Origin of the sequence: Rhodococcus sp. 008, from assembly GCF_001682295.1 — a bacterium.
Taxonomy (GTDB): Bacteria; Actinomycetota; Actinomycetes; order Mycobacteriales; family Mycobacteriaceae; genus Rhodococcus_F; species Rhodococcus_F qingshengii.
On the sequence record NZ_CP012749.1, the window covers coordinates 3,991,326 to 4,007,504 of the forward strand.

The 16,179-nt window shown below is 63.9% G+C and carries 21 protein-coding genes; 19 read left to right on the forward strand and 2 right to left on the reverse strand.

Annotation, left to right across the window (positions count from 1 at the left end; translation table 11 throughout):
• Positions 1-51 precede the first annotated feature (51 nt).
• From AOT96_RS18620 to AOT96_RS18645, 7 genes are all read left to right on the forward strand, one after another.
• A complete protein-coding gene (locus AOT96_RS18620) occupies positions 52-690 on the forward strand; it encodes a MerR family transcriptional regulator (RefSeq protein WP_054827857.1) in 639 nt (212 codons plus the stop codon).
• Positions 687-1,532 carry a thioesterase family protein gene (locus tag AOT96_RS18625; protein ID WP_065352122.1) on the forward strand — a complete coding sequence of 282 codons (846 nt, stop codon included), beginning with the start codon at positions 687-689 and terminating at the stop codon, positions 1,530-1,532. The genes AOT96_RS18620 and AOT96_RS18625 overlap by 4 nt, the downstream gene beginning before the upstream one ends.
• A gap of 34 nt (positions 1,533-1,566) precedes the next feature.
• Complete coding sequence (gene proC / locus AOT96_RS18630) at positions 1,567-2,382, forward strand: pyrroline-5-carboxylate reductase (protein ID WP_065352123.1); 816 nt, start codon at positions 1,567-1,569, stop codon at positions 2,380-2,382.
• A 126-nt stretch (positions 2,383-2,508) separates the two neighbouring features.
• Positions 2,509-2,745, forward strand: a complete 237-nt coding sequence (locus AOT96_RS18635) for a helix-turn-helix domain-containing protein (RefSeq protein ID WP_003941845.1) — start codon at positions 2,509-2,511, stop codon at positions 2,743-2,745.
• Positions 2,746-2,989: 244 nt separating this feature from the next.
• Entirely contained in the window at positions 2,990-3,091 is a 102-nt protein-coding gene (locus tag AOT96_RS34755; RefSeq protein WP_003402602.1) for a 30S ribosomal protein bS22, read from the forward strand.
• Between the two features lie 217 nt (positions 3,092-3,308).
• Positions 3,309-4,442 carry an NAD-dependent epimerase/dehydratase family protein gene (locus AOT96_RS18640; RefSeq protein ID WP_003941967.1) on the forward strand — a complete coding sequence of 378 codons (1,134 nt, stop codon included), beginning with the start codon at positions 3,309-3,311 and terminating at the stop codon, positions 4,440-4,442.
• Entirely contained in the window at positions 4,439-5,476 is a 1,038-nt protein-coding gene (locus tag AOT96_RS18645; RefSeq protein ID WP_007735315.1) for a lysophospholipid acyltransferase family protein, read from the forward strand. The genes AOT96_RS18640 and AOT96_RS18645 overlap by 4 nt, the downstream gene beginning before the upstream one ends.
• 39 nt (positions 5,477-5,515) lie before the next feature.
• On the opposite strand, the gene AOT96_RS18650 is transcribed toward AOT96_RS18645, so the two are convergent.
• On the reverse strand, positions 5,516-6,511 hold the full coding sequence (locus tag AOT96_RS18650) for an HAD family hydrolase (RefSeq protein ID WP_003941873.1): 996 nt from the start codon (positions 6,509-6,511) through the stop codon (positions 5,516-5,518).
• A gap of 200 nt (positions 6,512-6,711) precedes the next feature.
• On the opposite strand from AOT96_RS18650, the gene AOT96_RS18655 reads away from it, so the two are divergent.
• The 12 genes from AOT96_RS18655 (at position 6,712) to AOT96_RS18705 (ending at position 15,466) form a co-directional block, all read left to right on the forward strand.
• Positions 6,712-6,972, forward strand: coding sequence for a glutaredoxin family protein (locus AOT96_RS18655; protein WP_003941953.1), 261 nt, complete (start codon positions 6,712-6,714; stop codon positions 6,970-6,972).
• 140 nt (positions 6,973-7,112) lie between these two features.
• The gene (locus AOT96_RS18660) at positions 7,113-8,000 is read left to right on the forward strand and encodes a redox-sensing transcriptional repressor Rex (protein ID WP_007735314.1); all 888 of its coding nucleotides are present in this window, start codon (positions 7,113-7,115) and stop codon (positions 7,998-8,000) included.
• Positions 7,997-9,358 carry a glutamyl-tRNA reductase gene (locus AOT96_RS18665; RefSeq protein WP_003941867.1) on the forward strand — a complete coding sequence of 454 codons (1,362 nt, stop codon included), beginning with the start codon at positions 7,997-7,999 and terminating at the stop codon, positions 9,356-9,358. The genes AOT96_RS18660 and AOT96_RS18665 overlap by 4 nt, the downstream gene beginning before the upstream one ends.
• Entirely contained in the window at positions 9,355-10,329 is a 975-nt protein-coding gene (gene hemC / locus AOT96_RS18670; RefSeq protein ID WP_064113996.1) for a hydroxymethylbilane synthase, read from the forward strand. The genes AOT96_RS18665 and hemC overlap by 4 nt, the downstream gene beginning before the upstream one ends.
• 60 nt (positions 10,330-10,389) lie before the next feature.
• The gene (locus AOT96_RS18675; RefSeq protein ID WP_003941969.1) at positions 10,390-11,952 is read left to right on the forward strand and encodes a uroporphyrinogen-III synthase; all 1,563 of its coding nucleotides are present in this window, start codon (positions 10,390-10,392) and stop codon (positions 11,950-11,952) included.
• Positions 11,953-12,027: 75 nt separating this feature from the next.
• Positions 12,028-13,002 (forward strand): porphobilinogen synthase, encoded by a 975-nt coding sequence (gene hemB / locus AOT96_RS18680; RefSeq protein ID WP_007735309.1) that lies wholly within the window; start codon positions 12,028-12,030, stop codon positions 13,000-13,002.
• Positions 13,003-13,051: 49 nt separating this feature from the next.
• Positions 13,052-13,714: a hypothetical protein gene (locus AOT96_RS18685; protein ID WP_003942024.1), complete on the forward strand. Its 663-nt coding sequence runs from the start codon at positions 13,052-13,054 to the stop codon at positions 13,712-13,714.
• 57 nt (positions 13,715-13,771) lie between these two features.
• Positions 13,772-13,927 (forward strand): hypothetical protein, encoded by a 156-nt coding sequence (locus tag AOT96_RS35770; RefSeq protein WP_003941930.1) that lies wholly within the window; start codon positions 13,772-13,774, stop codon positions 13,925-13,927.
• A 15-nt stretch (positions 13,928-13,942) separates the two neighbouring features.
• Positions 13,943-14,380, forward strand: a complete 438-nt coding sequence (locus tag AOT96_RS18690; RefSeq protein ID WP_003942066.1) for a hypothetical protein — start codon at positions 13,943-13,945, stop codon at positions 14,378-14,380.
• The gene (locus AOT96_RS18695) at positions 14,373-14,888 is read left to right on the forward strand and encodes a hypothetical protein (protein ID WP_003941872.1); all 516 of its coding nucleotides are present in this window, start codon (positions 14,373-14,375) and stop codon (positions 14,886-14,888) included. Before AOT96_RS18690 ends, AOT96_RS18695 begins: the two co-directional genes overlap by 8 nt.
• Positions 14,881-15,153 (forward strand): hypothetical protein, encoded by a 273-nt coding sequence (locus AOT96_RS18700; RefSeq protein WP_007735305.1) that lies wholly within the window; start codon positions 14,881-14,883, stop codon positions 15,151-15,153. The genes AOT96_RS18695 and AOT96_RS18700 overlap by 8 nt, the downstream gene beginning before the upstream one ends.
• A gap of 31 nt (positions 15,154-15,184) precedes the next feature.
• A complete protein-coding gene (locus AOT96_RS18705) occupies positions 15,185-15,466 on the forward strand; it encodes a metal-sensitive transcriptional regulator (RefSeq protein ID WP_003942012.1) in 282 nt (93 codons plus the stop codon).
• Positions 15,467-15,478: 12 nt separating this feature from the next.
• Here AOT96_RS18705 and AOT96_RS18710 read toward each other — a convergent pair whose 3' ends face one another.
• Entirely contained in the window at positions 15,479-16,090 is a 612-nt protein-coding gene (locus AOT96_RS18710; protein ID WP_003942004.1) for a TetR/AcrR family transcriptional regulator, read from the reverse strand.
• Positions 16,091-16,179 lie beyond the last annotated feature (89 nt).

A 16,179-nucleotide genomic window follows, 5' to 3' on the forward strand; every position in this document is an offset into this window, starting at 1 on the left:
TGGATAGCATCACTATCCAGTAATGGGTCGAGCGAGTTGGACGGAGGAGCGGTGAAGGTTTCCGAACTGGCCGCACAGTCCGGCGTTGCACTGGCCACTATCAAGTACTACCTCCGTGAAGGTCTGCTGATGCCTGGTGAGCCGACCAGCGCAACGGGAGCGAGGTACGGCGAACAGCACGTCCGGCGACTCGCGTTGGTCAGGGCCCTGGCCGGGGCGGGACTCGCGATTCCACGGATTCGCGCGGTGCTCGAACTGGTGGACACTGACGAGCGATCCGAATTCGAGACTTTCGGCCGCGCAATCGCGCAACTACCCCCGTACGTCGAACCTGAACCGGATCCAGAGTTCCCCAGAGCTCGCAAGGTTCTGGAGTTTCTCGGTCAGGTTTTCGAGCCGAGGTACGTGGCGGTCGCGCACCTCGAGCGGGCACTGATCGGCCTCGAGGATGCCGGACTGAGTCTCTCGGACGAGCGCCTGCGCGCCTACGGTGACCACATCCGAGGGATTGCCGAAGTGGAAATCGAGCTGATGCCTACCAGTTCGACCGAGGACGGCATTCGCTATGCGGTCCTCGGAACCGCCATGTACGAACCCGTCCTGACAGCTTTGCGACGCCTGGCGCACCAAGATTTGGCCGCACGACATTTCCCGCAACACCGAGAAAGCACCGAACAGGAAAATCGATGAGCACCAGTCCCTTTCAAGATCTCAATCGCCTCACCTCGCTCGGCGACGGGCGATACACCGGCACGATCGATTCGATCTGGACCATCGGGCCGAAAGTGCACGGCGGTTCCATGATGGCTGTGTGCGCCGCTGCCGCGCGTCGATGTCTGCGAGACGGCGCAGGTGAGAACGACTCGCTTATGAAGATGCAGCCACTCGCGGTGAGCGCCAACTATCTGTCGGCCCCAGATCCGGGTGAAGTCGAACTGGAGGTGATCGTCCGAAAGCAGGGACGCCAGGTCGCGTTGTTAGACGTCGAGTTGAGCCAGGCGGGCCGCAGCGCTGTTCGCGCGGCGGTCACGCTCGGATTCCCCGATGACGGCGACCCCACCTTCGTCACGGCCTCGTCGATCGACGACATGTCACCGGAACCGCCGGAGAGTGCGGTGGCAGTCATCGGCGATCACCCGATGGCGCAGGTCGTGCATGTCGGTCAGGGTTGCGACATGCGAATCGACACCACCTCGGCGCACTTCCTGACTGGCAGCCAAGGCGAGGCCGAGGTCAGGATGTGGGTCCGTCCTCGACCCGAGGACGAAAACGACCTCGACACCGCTGTGCTGTTCGCGATCATGGCGGGTGACATCAGCGCGCCGGTGACGATGAACCGCGGCCTGTTCGGGTGGGCGCCGACCGTGCAGTTGACGACGTACCTGCGCCGACTGCCGACGCCGGGATGGCTTCGCGTGCGGGCGAGCTCGGATGTTCTGGGCAGCACGTGGTTCGAAGAGGATCATGCTGTTCTCGATTCGACGGGCGCAGTCGTCGTCCAGAGTCGTCAATTGGCGATGATGCCCCGCTAGGGTCGATCGCTGCGGTCGTGGCAGGCTGTTCGCCATGACAAGAATTGCGATTATCGGTGGCGGCAAGATCGGCGAGGCGCTGATCTCCGGGCTGTTGCAGGCCGGCCACGCCATCAAGGATCTGGTCGTCGCCGAGCAATATCAGCCTCGCGCAGACGAATTGATCGCCGAATACTCCATCCGCGTCAGCACGGTCGCCGATGCCGCCGAGGGTGCGGACGTCATCGTCATCGCGGTGAAGCCGAACGACGTCGAGCCAGCGCTCACGGCGTTGACGAAGGTCGATCTGGACGGCGACCTCGAACAATTGATCGTTTCCCTTGCGGCGGGAATCCCCACGGGATTCTTCGAAACGCGTCTGCCCGCAGGGTTCCCGGTCATCCGCGTCATGCCGAACACCCCCATGTTGGTCGGGGAGGGCGTGAGCGTGCTCTCGCCCGGACGGCACGTCAAGGCCGAGCATCTCGAGCTCGTACGCGGCATCCTCGGCAGCGTCGGCAAGGTGGTCACGGTTCCCGAATCGCAGATCGACGCGGTCACGGCTGTCTCCGGTTCCGGCCCGGCCTACTTCTTTCTGGTCGCCGAAGCGATGATCGACGCGGGAGTCGGTCTCGGCCTGACGCGCCCGGTCGCTACCGAATTGGTGGTGCAGACGATGGTCGGTTCCGCAGCGATGCTCGATCGCACCGGCGACAGCGCGACGGATCTTCGCGCCGCGGTGACGTCACCGGGCGGAACGACGGCTGCGGCACTGCGTCAGCTCGAAGCGGGCGGCCTGCGGACGGCGTTCTTCGATGCCTTGGATGCCGCCAAGTCGCGCTCGGCCGCGATGGGTGCAGCTGCGGATTAGTCGTCCGTTTAGCCACACCCGTCGCTTTAACCCCACCAGTACAGCTAAGCTCGACTTAGTACGTACGTGTCTGTTCCGCCGGAGGGGAAGCCGGCGGCGCGAGTCGTGCTGGAGGTATGTGGATTAATGGTGTCTGCAAACAAGCCGTCCATGGGTTCGTCCCACGACGGAAAGCCGGCAGTGGCCGGCACGCAATTCCTCACTGTTGCTGAGGTAGCAACTTTGATGAGGGTGTCGAAAATGACTGTGTACCGGTTGGTACACAGTGGCGAATTGCCTGCTGTACGAGTGGGCCGTTCGTTCCGTGTACATGCGAAGGCAGTACACGATTACCTCGAAACCTCGTACTTCGATGCCGGCTGACCAGCCGGTTCGAAGAGGATGACCTCGGCGTGAGCCGAGTCGCGGGCACAGCGGTTGCTGTGCCGGAGGCTCGGTTTATGCCGAGTGACTCCACACCGGTACGATGAGTCACTGTCGTACCAGCAAGCTGGTGTCGTAAGGCGCTGAGCTAGTTAAAACGAGGGCCAGGCGCCAATTGCTTGGCGCAGGCGTACGTGACCGGCGTGCGCAGGAACGCTAGAGAAGAACGTGAGGGACACCCGCTATGGGTTCAGTGATCAAGAAGCGTCGCAAGCGCATGTCGAAGAAGAAGCACCGCAAGCTGCTTCGTCGTACCCGAGTACAGCGCAGGAAACTCGGTAAATAAGCAGTACCTGTTGATGCCCGCCACCCCTTCCGGGGTGGCGGGCATCAGCATATTCGGGGGGAAGCGATGTGTGCCACGTCTCATTGGCTGGGCGGTTTGTCTTGAATGGCCGAAATTTGGGTAGTCAGCGCGGGACCCCCTCTGCCCGTAAAGTGGGGGAAAATCGCGGGAGGGACGCTTCGGCAGAGCGCGTTTCTACTGGATATGGGGGTACTTGGTGGTTGAAGGTGACAACACTTCAGGGGGCACGACGCCTCGCGTCGTACTGGTGACCGGGGCGAGCAGATTTCTCGGCGGCTACCTGGTGACCAGGCTTGCGCAGAATCCGTCGATCGAGCGTGTCATCGCCGTCGACGCCGTCAGTCCGAGCAAGGACATGATGCGCAGAATGGGCCGCGCGGAATTCGTGCGAGCAGACATCCGCAATCCGCTGATCGGCAAAGTGATCCGAAACGCCGAGGTCGACACCGTCGTGCACGCGTCGACGCTTCAGAAAGCCCCCAAAGCCGGCAGCCGCGCCGCGATGAAGGACATGAACGTCATCGGCGCCATGCAACTGTTCGCGGTCTGCCAGAAAGCTCCGACGGTTCGCAAGGTGGTCCTGCGTTCGGCTTCGGTCGTCTACGGGTGCAGTGCCAAGGATCCCGCTCAGTTCACCGAAGAAATGAGTGCGCGCCGCCGGCCGCCGGGCGGATATGCCCGCGACAGCCTCGAGATCGAGGGATACCTCCGCGGGATGGGGCGTCGGCGCCCGGACATCTCGGTCGGGATTCTGCGGTTGGCGCCGTTGATCGGACCTCAGCTGACTGCAACCGTCGGGCACTACGTCACCGCCCCACTCGTGCCCACCATCGTCGGGCGCAACGCGCGCCTGCAATTGCTCCACGTCGAGGATGCCCTCGCGGCGCTGGAGAAGGCGACCATCGGACACGCTTCGGGTACGTACAACATCGCCGGCGACGGAGTGGTCATGATGTCGCAGGCGATTCGCCGGGCAGGCAGGGTGGAAGTTCCGATGCCGCTCGCTCTGTTCCGTAGTGTCGGCAGCGCGTTGGTGGGGTCGTCCATGAGGCTGTACACCGACGAGCAACTCGAGTATTTCCGGTTCGGCTGCGGACTCGACACCACTCGCATGCGCAGCGAGCTGGGGTTCGAGCCGCGATGGACCACCATGCAAGCACTCGACGATTTCATGCGTGCGATGCAGACGCGCCGGATCATCAAGTCCGAGTGGATCGATCGGGCGGAGAATGCGTTGACCACCATCCTCGGCGGTGACACCGCCGCGGCGGCAACAAGTGCAGACGTGATGCACATGCCGCTGTCGGGACGAAGTGCGGTGAAGGGGTGACTGACGTGGCGAAGGTAATTCCCCTGCGGCCCAGCGCAACTCACACCGGAAAGTCGGCAACTTCCCGTTCGCGTGAGTCCGTCACCGGTGCGGAGCGTGACATCCGTGAACAAAGTGAGCGCCGGCATCCGTCCGGAGTGTCCTCGGCGGCCGACCACGGCGGTGAGAGCACGTTCGTCGATTCGGCCAGGTCGGCGATCGTCGACCAGATCGCCTCGGCAGCAGAATTCCTCCGACGTCGGGTGTCCGGCGACTACGAGGTCGACGAGTTCGGGTTCGACCCGCATTTCGCGGACAACGTCGTCATGCCGATGTTGCGCCCGTTGTTCGAGAAGTGGTTTCGCGTCGAGGTCAGTGGGATCGAGAACATTCCCCTCACCGGGGGAGCGCTTGTGGTCGCCAACCACGCCGGTGTGATCCCGATCGACGGACTGATGACGTCGGTTGCCGTGCACGATCACCATCCAGCGCATCGCCCACTGCGAATGTTGGCTGCGGACATGGCATTCGAGATGCCGGTCGTGGGTGGACTGGCGCGCAAAGCCGGCCATACGTTGGCCTGCAACCCCGACGCCGAGCGTCTGCTCAACGACGGTGAAGTCGCGGCCGTGTTCCCGGAAGGATTCAAGGGCATCGGGAAACCGTTCAGTGAGCGGTACAAGTTGCAGCGGTTCGGGCGCGGTGGCTTCGTGTCGGCCGCAATGCGAACCGGTGTTCCGATCATTCCGTGCTCGATCGTGGGTTCGGAGGAGATCTATCCCAAAATCGGTGATCTCACCACACTCGCACGCGTTCTCGGTCTTCCGTATTTCCCGGTGACACCGCTGTTTCCACACTTCGGGCCGCTCGGCCTGGTTCCGTTGCCGTCGAAGTGGTACATCGAGTTCGGAAAGCCCATCGTCACCGACACCTTCGAGAGCGGTGCCGCCGACGATCCGATGGTCCTGTTCGAGGTCACGGACCACGTCCGGGAAACCATTCAGCAGACGCTGTATCGACTGTTGGCCAAGCGTCGCAACGTCTTTCTCGGCTGAGTTCGGTCCGGATCGCTGCTCGATCCGGACCGAACCCGCTCAGACGTTCTGTTCTTTGCGCCTGGCGAGAATTGCCGCGAGCGCCCCGCCGACCGCTCCGAGCACCAGCGCCGTCGGTACGCCGATCTTGGCGGCCTTTCGTCCGGTGCGGAAATCGCGAACTTCCCACCCGCGGTTCTTCGCGAGTTCACGAAGATCTGCGTCGGGATTGATCGCCACCGGTGTCCCCACCAACGAGAGCATCGGAACGTCGTTGTGGCTGTCGGAGTAGGCGGAACAGCGCTTGAGATTGAGTCCTTCACGCACCGCCAACGTCCGTACGGCGTGCGCCTTGCCCATGCCGTGCAGGATGTCGCCGACGAGTCGGCCGGTGAAGACGCCGTCCTCACTCTCGGCGACAGTGCCCAAGGCGCCGGTCAATCCCAGTTTCTCGGCGATGACCTGAGCCAGTTCGACCGGAGTTGCCGTCACCAACCACACCTGTTGTCCGGCGTCGAGGTGCATCTGGGCCAACGCCCTCGTGCCTGGCCAGATCTTGTCGGCGATGACCTCGTCGTAGATCTCCTCGCCGAGGCGGGCGAGTTCGGCGGTGGATCGACCGGCCACGAAGGACAGTGCTTTCTCGCGGCCTTCGGCGACGTCGTCGCTACTTTCTCGGCCGGTGACTCGGAACTTGATCTGCTTCCACGCGAAATCCACCAGATCCGAGGTCTTGAGATACTTTCGTGCAGCGAGACCACGGGCGAAGTGGATGATCGACGCACCCTGCACCATGGTGTTGTCGACGTCGAAGAATGCGGCGGCCGTGAGGTCGCGCGGAACGGCCGGGGGCTCTTCGCCGGTTTCCGGTTCTGTGGGGTTGGCAGCTTCGTGCAATGCCAGAGCTGCGTCAGCGCTCGCCTCGCCGGCGAGATTGGCTCGAACTTCCGACTCACTCGGGCCCAGCGGATTCTTCACATGGCGACGTCCGGGGAGAATGACCCCGGCAAGCCCTGATCCGAATCCGGAGCCGTTCGGTAGTGATCGCGCAGGCACCCGCACCTCCCGTGTTGCATTCTCGAGCAGAGAACTCTTCGAGTCAGCCTATCCTCCGCGATGAGGCCCGATGGGTTGGATGGTGACCTTCCCTGTGGTGTGTGACGTTCCTCTCCGCCGATTTGGTACCGAGTGGGGCTCCGGAGGCACACTCGACCGATCAAGTAGATGGCGTCCCCGTAGAAGAAAGGTATGCGTCGATGACTGCAGCTACGCATGAAGTGACCCTGTTGACACGCGCAGGATGCGCGTCCTGCGTCGGCGCGGCGGAGGTCCTGCGACGGGTCTGTTCCGAGTTCGAGCTGGAATTGACGTGCATCGACGTGGACGAAGCTGCCGCGACGGATCCAGAGCTGAGAGCGGAGTACGGAGACAGATTGCCCGTCATTCTTCTCGACGGACGCGAGCACGGTTACTGGGAAGTCGACGAGGAGCGCCTTCGTGACGATTTACGCAAGTAAGGCAACCCTCAAAGTTGTCCGCGGAGCCGCTTTGCAGGTGAACGGCACATCGAACCCGTCTCGAGCAACTTTGTGCATGGGTTCACAAGCGGTTACCGTGGTGTGAACATTCCCCCGGAGCATCGTGGAGGTCGACAGTCGTGTCGACCGGACGAGGAGCCAGCGACGTGACCGAACCGCACCAGACGCATGAGCCTGTGGCTCAGCGCGTCACCGGCGCTGCGGGCTCTTCCGTCACCGACGCTTCCAGCGCCTCGGTTACCGACCCGATCGCTCAGGATCGCGTCATCCCCCAGGCTACGGTGACGCGCTTGGCCGCATACCTGCGGGTCCTCGGAGTGATGTCCGACCGGGGTACCTCCATCGTCTCGAGCGAGGAACTCGCGCAGGCGTCAGGTGTCGGATCAGCGAAGTTGCGTAAGGATCTGTCGTTCCTCGGACCCAACGGTGTCCGCGGCGTCGGGTACGACGTCAACAGGCTCCGCATCCGCATCGAGCGTGCACTCGGACTCGATCGTGGGCACAAGGTCGTTCTCGTCGGAGTCGGAAACCTCGGCAAGGCGCTGGTCGGCTACGGCGGATTCAGCCGCCGCGGTTTCGAGATGGTCGGACTCTTCGACAGTGATGCAGATCGAATCGGAAGCAGAGTCGGGGATCTCGTCGTGCGCAGCACCGAGGAACTGACCGTCGCCTGCCGTGAACTGAATGCGACCATCGGCGTCATCTCCACACCGGACGAGGCAGCTCAGGGCGTGTGCGACCAGTTCGTCAGCGCCGGGCTGCGCTGCATCATGAGTTTTTCGCCGATCGCCCTCGACGTTCCCGATCACGTGGAACTGCGACGTGTAGATCTAGCCGTCGAGATGCAGGTTCTCTCCTTCAACAGTGCGCGCAATGCCGATCAGGCATCCAGCGCGCCGCGAGTACGAGTGGCTCACGCCGCATCCGCTTCGTCAGTCCCATCCACCAGTTCACCCGCTCCGGTCGGAGCAGGTTCGACAAGAAACGGATCAGTGATCGCGCCGTGAGTGTTCTGCTTGTCGGGGTCTCGCATCGAACCGCGCCCGTCCCGGTGCTCGAGCGAGTAGCTGTCACCGACACCGATCGTCCGAAGCTGATCGACAAGCTTCTGGCGTCTTCGCACATCTCCGAAGCGATGATCGTCTCCACCTGTAACCGGGTGGAGGTCTACGCGGTGGTGGACGCGTTCCACGGTGCACTCACCGAGGTCGGTGAAATCCTGGCCGACCATTCGGGTCTCGACCTGACAGCGCTGCACGCTCACGCGTACGTCCGCTACAGCGAAGCAGCCGTCGAGCACCTCTTCGCGGTGGCCAGCGGCCTCGATTCCATGGTGATCGGCGAACAGCAGATCCTCGGCCAGATCCGTTCGGCCTACGCATCTTCGGATGCGCAGCAGGCCGCCGGACGCGTAGTCCACGAACTGGCTCAGCAGGCACTGCGCGTCGGCAAGCGAGTGCATTCCGAAACCGGAATCGACTCCGCCGGAGCATCAGTCGTGTCCGTGGCTCTCGATCGTGCAGCGGGCATCATCGGTGAGGGCGGCCTGGTCGGCCGCACTGCCGTGGTTGTCGGGGCAGGATCGATGGGCGGTCTGTCGGTTGCGCATCTCACCCGCGCCGGAATCGCACGCATCGTCGTCGTCAACCGGACACAGGAACGCGCCGAGCACCTGGCAGAGACGGCACGCTCCAACGGCGTCGACGCCGACGGTGTTGCCTTCGATCAGCTTTCGGCCGCGATGGCGCAGGCAGATGTCATGGTGACCTGTACCGGCGCGGTCGGGGCAGTGGTCACCCTGGCGGATGTGCACCGCGCACTCGCCGAGCCCGATCGCGACAACACCAAGCACCTCGTCATCTGCGACCTCGGGCTGCCGCGCGACATCGATCCCGCCGTCGCCGGCCTGCCGGGTGTGACCGTTCTCGACATGGAGACGCTGCAGCGTGATCCAGCGGCAGGCGCCGCCGCTTCCGACGCAGATGCCGCACGCACCATCGTTGCCGGTGAGCTTGCGACGTACCTCGCGGGACAGCGTCTCGCCGAGGTCACTCCGACCGTCACGGCTTTGCGTCAGCGCGCCGCCGACGTCGTCGAAGCCGAACTGATGCGACTCGATTCGCGTCTGCCCGGCCTGGACGATCCGCAGCGCGACGAGGTTGCGCGCACCGTGCGCCGCGTCGTGGACAAGCTTCTCCACGCCCCGACCGTGCGCGTCAAGCAACTGGCGTCGGCCCCCGGCGGCGACTCCTACGCAGCAGCGCTGCGCGAACTCTTCGAACTCAGCCCCGGATCTCCCGCGGCCGTGGCCACACCCACCGATCTGGTGGACGGCGACCGCACTGGAAGGGACCTGCAGGCATGAGCGTCACCACCCCTCGATCGGGGAGCCCGCTGCGGATCGGCACTCGCGGAAGTCTTCTCGCGACCACGCAGGCCGGTACCGTGCGCGATGCCCTCATTGCGGCCGGACATCCCGCCGAGTTGGTCATCATCAAGACCAAGGGCGACCAGTCCACCGATCCCGTCCAGCAGATCGGCGTCGGAGTGTTCACGGCAGAGCTTCGAGAAGCCTTGCTGGACAACCGCGTCGACGTTGCGGTGCATTCCTACAAGGACTTACCGACCGCGCAGGACCCGCGTTTCGTCATCGCGGCGATTCCGCCACGCGAAGATCCGCGTGACGCGCTCGTCGCCCGTGACGGTCTGGTCCTCGGGGAGCTTCCGGCCGGTTCCAAGGTGGGAACCTCCGCGCCGCGCCGTGTTTCGCAGCTGAAGGCACTCGGTCTCGGCCTCGACATCGTGCCGTTGCGGGGCAACCTGCAGCGCCGTCTCGGCAAGGTCGAATCCGGTGAACTCGACGCCGTGATCCTCGCTCGCGCCGGCCTGTCCCGTATCGGGCTGCTCGATCTCATCACCGAGAATATCGAGCCCGTGCAGATGCTCCCCGCTCCGGCGCAGGGTGCCCTGGCCGTCGAATGCCTTTCTGCCAATGCGGAATTGGCGGCGATCCTCGCCGAGCACGACGACGCGGGTACCCGGGCGGCAGTTACTGCCGAGCGCGCCCTGCTCGCCGAGTTGGAAGCCGGCTGCACCGCTCCGGTGGGAGCGATCGCGGAGATCGTCGAATCCCTCGACGACGACGGCAGAATCTTCGACGAACTGTCGGTACGCGGCTGCGCAGCCGCGATCGACGGTTCGGACGTCATCCGTACCGGCGCCGTGGGTGCGCCGGACAAGGCCGAGGAACTCGGCCGAGCGGTAGCGCGCGAGTTACTCGAACTCGGCGCCCGCGAGTTGATGAACGTGACTACAGGCGAGGCAGCCGATGTTTGACGCCGCACTTTGCACTTGCACCAAGTTCCCATTTCGATACAGCGCACTGGAGAATCACCGATGACCCGAGTCCGAAAGAACACTCCCGGACGGATCCTGTTCGTGGGATCGGGACCGGGCGACCCCGCCCTGCTCACCGTTCGCGCACGTGACGTCCTCACCGGCGCCGCAATGGCATTCACCGATCCGGATGTCGACAAGGGCGTCGTCGCACTCGTCGGCATCGACATGGGCCGCGACGAGGAGACCGGCGAGCTGATCGCGGACGTGCGTCCGGCACTCGGCGAGCCTGCCGAGGTTGCAAAGACATTGGTGCACGAGGCCAAGAACGGTCACGACGTCGTGCGTCTGGTCTCCGGCGACCCGCTGACCACGGATTCCGTGATCGCAGAGGTCACCGCAGTCGCCCGCACGCAGGTTCAGTTCGAGGTTCTCCCGGGTCTGCCTTCGGGTTCGGCTGTGCCGAGCTACGCCGGCATGGCGCTCGGCTCGGGTCACACCGAGGCCGACGTTCGCGGTGAAGTCGACTGGGCTGCTCTGGCCGCTGCACCGGGACCGCTTGTCCTGCACGCGACGTCCGGACATCTCGCCGAGACCGCCAGCGCGCTGGTCGAGAACGGCTTGGCCCCGCAGACGCCTGCTGCGATCACCGTCCGCGGTACCACTCGTCAGCAGCGAACCGTCGAGGCAACTCTCGCGACGCTCAACGAAGCCGGATCCGAACTGGTGGGCTCGCTCATCGTCACCGTCGGCAAGGTTGTCGCGCAGCGCAACAAGATGTCGTGGTGGGAATCGCGCGCTCTGTACGGCTGGACCGTCCTCGTGCCGCGCACCAAGGATCAGGCCGGCGAGATGAGCGACCGTCTGGTCACTCACGGAGCGATCCCGATCGAGGTTCCGACCATCGCCGTCGAGCCGCCTCGCAGCCCGGCTCAGATGGAGCGTTCGGTCAAGGGACTCGTCGACGGTCGCTACCAGTGGGTCGTCTTCACTTCCACCAATGCTGTTCGCGCAGTGTGGGAGAAGTTCGAAGAGTTCGGCCTCGACGCTCGCGCCTTCTCCGGTGTGAAGATCGCCTGCATCGGTGAAGCAACCGCAGCCAAGGTGCGCTCGTTCGGCATCAACCCCGAGCTGATCCCGACCGGTGAGCAGTCCAGCGAGGGCCTGTTGGCCGAATTCGCCCCGTACGACGACGTTTTCGATCCGGTCAACCGGGTTCTGTTGCCGCGGGCGGACATTGCGACCGAAACCCTCGCAGAGGGCCTGCGCGAACGCGGTTGGGAGATCGACGACGTCACCGCCTACCGCACCGTCCGGGCAGCGCCGCCGCCGGCCGAGACCCGCGAGATGATCAAGACCGGTGGATTCGACGCCGTCTGCTTCACCTCGTCCTCGACCGTGCGCAACCTCGTCGGCATCGCCGGCAAGCCGCACGCCCGCACGTTGGTCGCGTGCATCGGCCCGAAGACGGCCGAAACCGCTATCGAGTTCGGTCTGCGCGTCGACGTGCAGCCCGAGACCTCGCAGGTGGGACCGCTGGTGGAGGCTCTCGCCGAGCATGCTGCTCGTCTGCGCGCCGAAGGTGCTTTGCCGCCCCCGCGCAAGAAGTCTCGAAGGCGCTAGCGCACCCGTGAGGGGTTGAGGAGTCTGTGGACTCCTCAACCGCTCACAGGTTCCGACGAAGGAGGGCTACTTCTCGTGTTTCCTACTCATCGCCCTCGCCGGCTCCGGCGCACTCCTGCGCTCCGGCGACTCGTGGCAGAGACCTCGCTCGAACCCCGGCACCTCGTTTTGCCGATGTTCGTCGCCGACGGCATCGACGCACCGCGTGAGATCAGTTCCATGCCAGGCGTTTTCCAGCACACCCTCGATTCGCTGCGGTCCGCAGCGGTGGAAGCGGTGGAAGCCGGCGTCGGTGGCCTGATGCTGTTCGGTGTCCCGAAGGCGGAGGACAAGGATCCCCAGGGGTCCGGTGCCTCCGATCCCGACGGCATCCTCAACGTCGGATTGCGCGCTCTGGCAGACGAACTCGGCGATTCGACGGTCATCATGGCAGATACCTGCCTCGACGAGTTCACCGATCACGGCCACTGCGGCGTGTTGACTGCCGGCGGCGCTGTCGACAACGACGCGACCTTGATCCGATACGTCGAAATGGCTCTCGCGCAAGCTGAATCGGGTGCGCACCTGCTCGGACCCAGCGGCATGATGGACGGTCAGGTGGCTGCGATCCGTGGTGCACTCGATGCTTCGGGGTATGTCGATGTCGGCCAGCTCGCCTATGCCGCGAAATATGCGTCAGCGTTCTACGGGCCGTTCCGTGAAGCCGTCGGATCCTCACTGCAAGGCGACCGTCGTACGTATCAGCAGGACGGCGCCAATCGCCGCGAGTCGATGCGCGAGGTAGACCTCGACGTCGCCGAGGGCGCCGACATGGTGATGGTCAAGCCTGCAATGTCCTACCTGGACATTCTGCGTGAGACCGCCGACCGGTCCCCGGTTCCGGTCGCTGCGTACCAGATCTCGGGGGAGTACTCGATGATCACTGCGGCCGCGCAGAACGGGTGGATCGATCGGGACGCGGCGATTCTCGAATCGCTCATCAGCATTCGCCGCGCCGGTGCCGACGTGGTCCTCACGTACTGGGCGTCGGAAGTTGCCGGATGGCTGTGACGGAGTCACGCATGGTGGCTGCGCCGGTATCGACCGATACGCTGGTGTCATGACCGAGCAGTGGCCGCCGTCGCGCCAGGAACCGCCCCGCCGGGAACCTCCCTACGAGAACCAGCCGTTCGAGAATCAGCCGTACCGCGAACTCGGACCGATGCCGACGGGTCAGATCCCGGGATACGGCCCCGGTTACAACGGATACCCGGGACCTGCGCCGAAACCCGAGCCGCCGACGGACGTCGTGACTGCGATTCAGTTGTGGTGGGCTGTGACGGCGCTGGGGTTGGTCCAGGGCGGCGCGATGATCTGGATGCTGCTCGGGCAGAAGTCGATGTTCGTCGACGAGATGCTCAGAAATCAGGCAGCTGTCGACGCCGGTCTGACGCGTTCCGACGTGGAGGGCATGTTCCCACTGGTCATCGTGTTCTCTGCGGTTTTGGTCGTGATCGTCACCGCGGTGTTCCTTCTGTTCGTGCGCGCGATGAGTCGCGGCAAGAACTGGGCTCGAATGTTGCTGACGTTCTGTGGCGTCTTCATGCTGGTCTCCGCGATCCCGGTGATCTTCGGGCTCGGCGGAGACGGCGGCGCGGCCACTCTGCTGTTCGGCGGAGCGGAAATCCTGCAGGCAGTTGCTGCTGTCGGGGCGATCGTGATGATGCACCGAAAAGAGTCCAATCCGTACTTTCTTCGTTTCCCCCCGGCGGGGAACCGGTAGGTAGCTCGGGGTACTGTGAAACGGGTCACTGAAGTAGTAGGGGAGAGGTCGGACGCGATGAGTTCTCAGGAAGCCCTGCGTACGGAAAGCACCCACGACGCGCCACTGCGCCAACGTGGTTCACGCACCGAAGTGATCTTGTTCGCGATCCTCGGAGCCTCTGTTCTGGTGACACTCCTGATGCTCATGATTCCGGGCATCGTCAGCGGATAGCGCACACTTGAACCCGTGAGTATCTCTACGAAGGTCAGGCGCCCGACGGCTGTCGAGGCAGCATTCTGGCTGTGGATCGCCAGCGCGTTCCTGCTCATACTCTTCGGCCTGATCAATGTCACCAGCGCTTCGTATTCGTTGCGTGAGCAGTTCACCGATCAAGGCGTTTCGGCCGGAAACATCGACATCTACGTCACCTTCGTGCGGGTGTCAGGGCTGGTTCTGCTGTTGACCGGCCTCGCGATCGGCGGCCTCGCCGGTCCCACTCGCGCCGGAAGGGCGCTGTGCCGACGGATCCTGGTGATCGTGTCCGGAGTGTTCGCGGTGCTGCAGATCGCGCTGGTCGTCGCCGGGATCAGTACCGTGCTCGCGCTGGTTGTTCCCGTCATGCTGATCTGTGCCTGCGTCGCGATCTACCGCGACACCACCCGAAGTTGGTTTGCCCGTGGCTGATCGCGCGCCGGAAATCGGCCCGGACGTTCTGTACTACGAACCGGGTTCTCGGTGGTGGGCCATCGCGTTCGGTCCGATCTTCTGCCTGATCGCCTTGGTCATCGAACTGTTCACGGGCCCGGTGGTGCATTGGTTCGGTCTGGCGATGTTCGCCGTGATCCTCACCGGATTGGTCTACGTGCAGGTGATCGCAGCACGGCGGCACGCGAGCGTACTTCTGACCGCGACCACGTTGCGTCAGGGAACCGAAGAGGTGCCGATCACCGAGATCGCCGAGGTGTTCCCGGAGTCCGACGACGCTGCCTACGAGGACGAAATGGAACCGTGGGAAACGGCACGCGCGCTCGGTGAGCTGTCCGGAGTGCCCAGGCGTCGGCACGGTATCGGCTTACGTTTGACCACCGGGGGATTGGTGCGGGCGTGGGCAAAGGACGATCAGGCACTGCGCGAGGCGTTGAGTCAGGTCGTTGTGGTTGGTGTCGAACCGGACGGGTCTGCCGATGACTGAGCCACAGCCATCCCCGCGTGTCGACGTGAAGACGTGGATCGGTGTACTCGGTATCGTCGCCGCAACGATTCTGGCGGTCGTGTGCTGGCGAGCGGGTACGACGACGTCCGACTTCGGACCGATACTGGAGGGCGCTCCACCGTTCGAGAGCACGCACTACGACGGTCTCTGGATCTCGGGCGCCGGGTTGTCGATTCTGGTTGCGGGGCTGATGGCCATCGATGTCGTGCGCCGCGTCCGGGTGGGCTTCGTCGCATCGCAGTAGCCCTCATACGGGTAGGGGGTATAGTTGCGGTATGAGTAGTTACAGCCCCGAGCAGGACGATCTGCTCAAGCGCCTTCGTCGTATCGAAGGTCAGGTAGCCGGAATTTCACGCATGGTCGCAGACGACCGGTACTGCATCGACGTGCTCACCCAGGTATCCGCCGCGACGAGCGCGTTGCAGTCCGTGTCCCTGAAGCTTCTCGACGCCCACCTTGCGGGTTGCGTCGTCGAAGCTGCCAAGCAGGGTGGTCCGGAAGCGGACGTCAAGATCAAGGAAGCTCAGGCGGCCATCGCTCGCCTCGTTCGTTCGTAAGGTGTCGGTCCGTCACTCCGTGATGGACCGCGCGAGCGCCCGGGCGGAGAAGCTCACGAAGTACTCGGGTGTGACTTCTTTGGCGATGTTGATGACGATGGTGTCCGACAGGCCTTTGAGTCCGGAGAGCACGAGATGGATCAACGCGGGGTCGTCGATCAACCGGCTCCCTTCGGCTGCAGCAGATTCGGTGAGCGCTCGAATCAATGCCGAGTTGTAGACCGCTACGGATGCGTGAAGTTCCCGCATGCTTTCTCGGTCGGACCCGGCCATGCCTTCGATGTCGCGCCAAGTGGTGGTGAGTCGACCCACCCGTGCCCAGTGCCGAGCAAACTCGGAAATCATGGACTCGAGTAAGGCGCTCAGTCCCTGCTCGCGAGGGAGCGAGTTCACGAAGTCCGCCATTTCCAGCTGACTTTCGCTGAGGAGGGCGGCGAAGATGTCCTGCTTGTCGACGAAGTACTGGTAGATCAGGCCAGTGCTGGTGCCGGCTCGTTTGGCGACAGCGCGGATCGTGAGCGCGGAGTAGCCTCCTTCGTCCAGAAGCGAGATCGCCGCGTCGAGAGTTCGGCGTCGACGCACTTCGGCGTCGCCGTAGATCGACTTGCTGCTGGTACTGCTCATTTGATCACCGTAGTCGCGGTGGTCGGCATCCTCAATTCACATCGAACACTGTTCGTTGTCGAGCGCCGTCCAGAATTCGATGTGACTCA